General features: G+C 42.9%; 2 protein-coding genes. Both read right to left on the bottom strand.

Annotation, left to right across the window (positions count from 1 at the left end):
• On the bottom strand, positions 1-643 hold a 643-nt coding region (locus tag F6K37_RS39620; protein WP_287256746.1), incomplete at its 3' end, for a glycosyltransferase family 2 protein.
• A gap of 149 nt (positions 644-792) precedes the next feature.
• Complete coding sequence (locus F6K37_RS39615) at positions 793-1,812, bottom strand: DUF3179 domain-containing protein (RefSeq protein WP_287256745.1); 1,020 nt, start codon at positions 1,810-1,812, stop codon at positions 793-795.
• Between the last annotated feature and the right edge of the window lie 264 nt (positions 1,813-2,076).

Genomic DNA, 2,076 nt, shown 5'->3' with positions numbered 1-2,076 from the left:
CTTGGACACTACCAGAAAGGGTACCAGATATTTTCGAGCGTCCCCCTTGTCGGCGACGGTAACCAACAGGAATTTCACAGATTCGCAAACTACATTCAATCGCACGGGCTTGCATTTCTACTGTCCAACCAAACCCTCTATCTTGCATTTGGATTTCATCCAAAGCTGAACGGCGAATTAGGCGCAATGGTCCTAAATCCTGATACCAGTGTCCCCAACCCCAACCGATCAGGAAGGTAGCCAGCCAGTTGCCAAAATTTTGCACTGGGGTCATCGCCTTACGTCCATCTACTGTGGCGCGGCGGTTACCTAAAATTAGGTCATACTTATGCTTAGCAGCTAGAAACTGGGGTAAATAACTTAAGTCATCACTGCCATCACCATCACAGAATAATATCCAATTAATATCTCGGTCTAGTTGCTGCAATCCTCGCCAACAGGCTCGACCGTAACCAGGAATAGGCTCACAGATTACCTCTGCACCGGCTTCTTTTGCTTTAATAATACTGTTGTCGGTGCTGCCATTATCGACTACCCGAATATTGTTCAAATTATAGGATTGAAGAGACTTAATTACTCCAGTGATAGTGGTTTCTTCATTGAGAACAGGGATAATTACTAAGATATTGTGGTTATTAGTCATGAGTTATCCAGCATTTCTATTTTAGTGGTGAACAGAATTGGTAAAGGAAAGGCAAGAGGCAAGAGGCAAGAGGCAAGAGTTAATCAAATATATCGGGATTTTTGCTAGCAATGTAGTTTTCAATTGGGGGAATTATCTGGTCTGTAAGATTATTTGCCAAAGTAAGCTGCATACACAAAGGCAAAAGCAGTAGAACTGGGGATGGGAGTGCCGTCGAATTCTTCTACTAATACAGTTTGGAGTTGGCTATCCCAACGTGCTCTAATTGGACGACCATTGAATTCTACAACTTTTTCGCCCACTTTTTTTAATTGGTCATGGACAAATTGATAGCTAGCCCCAGAAAATTGGTTTTTAGGGGTTTGTTGATCCGCTTCCCACACATAGCTAACAATAGCTTTGGGATGGAGGGTAAGTCGTTGTTGATTTCTGACTGGGAAAATAATTCGCTTATCGGTATAGTAACTACCATAGGGATAACTGAAGTAATCCCGGTTATGACCTGTATCAGTGGATAGAATTTTACTATTGGGATACTTGCTTAACCAAGCGCCAAGAGTAGTTTTGATAGCGGGAATTTTTTTAAGATTACGATTGACTTTAGCACCAATAATACCCATCCCCCAAGGTTGAGAGTAAAGGGTATCATCGGCACGGTCATACATTACTAGGCAACTTTGATAAAGTTTGCCTGTAACACCGTAGGTTGTATTGCTGCGATTAAAGGCAACTATAGTATCACAAAGGGGACAATAGGATACACTAACATTAAGGCCACCTACTGTATCATTCACCAATTCATGCCAGTTCATGACCCCAAAAGGATAGGCTTTGGCTTCTCCATTAATTACCACACCAATCACAGTTTCTGTTTTAGAAAATGGTGTGGTTTGAGACGTATCAAACTTGGGATTATCGATACTAGGAATACCGTCTTTTGGGGGACCACCATTGAGGAGTTCCGTTAAATTAATGCGAGTGGATTTGGCTAGATTAAGGTTTTGTTTTTGGAGGTCAGTGATTTCTTGGTCTTGGTTGTGGAGATAGGCAGTGAGATGGAAGTAACGGAGTTTGAAATTATCCCAGCTCCCGGCTTGTACGACTAGTGCCATCAAACACAGCCCGACTAAGGAAGTAGTGCTGAGGGCTATTTTAAGTAATTTATTCATAATCGTGCTTTCCCTGCCTAGATGTCACTGCAAACCTAATGAGTGCGAGCCTGTGGGTGGTGCGTTACGGGACGGACTATCCCAAGGCTGGCTAGGATAGGAAAAATCAGAATTAGTCCGCCCCTAACGCACCCTACTGGCGTGGCACAGCTAATTTGGTGCATTAGATTCTAGGTCTTCATCAAGTTCAAATACAGGATATAGGTGTTTAAGTTTGACTCGTGCATCTTCGGTAGTAAATCGCCAAACGACCTTGGCTGAACT

The sequence above is a fragment of the Moorena sp. SIO4E2 genome, from assembly GCF_010671945.1.
Classification (GTDB): domain Bacteria; phylum Cyanobacteriota; class Cyanobacteriia; order Cyanobacteriales; family Coleofasciculaceae; genus Moorena; species Moorena producens.
The sequence above is the reverse complement of the archived record's forward strand: the minus strand, read 5'-3'. Positions and strand labels throughout refer to the sequence as shown.

Excerpts from the sequence above, each read along its gene's own strand:
- F6K37_RS39615 (WP_287256745.1), bottom strand. The coding sequence starts at position 1,812 with ATGAATAAATTACTTAAAATAGCCCTCAGCACTACTTCCTTAGTCGGG.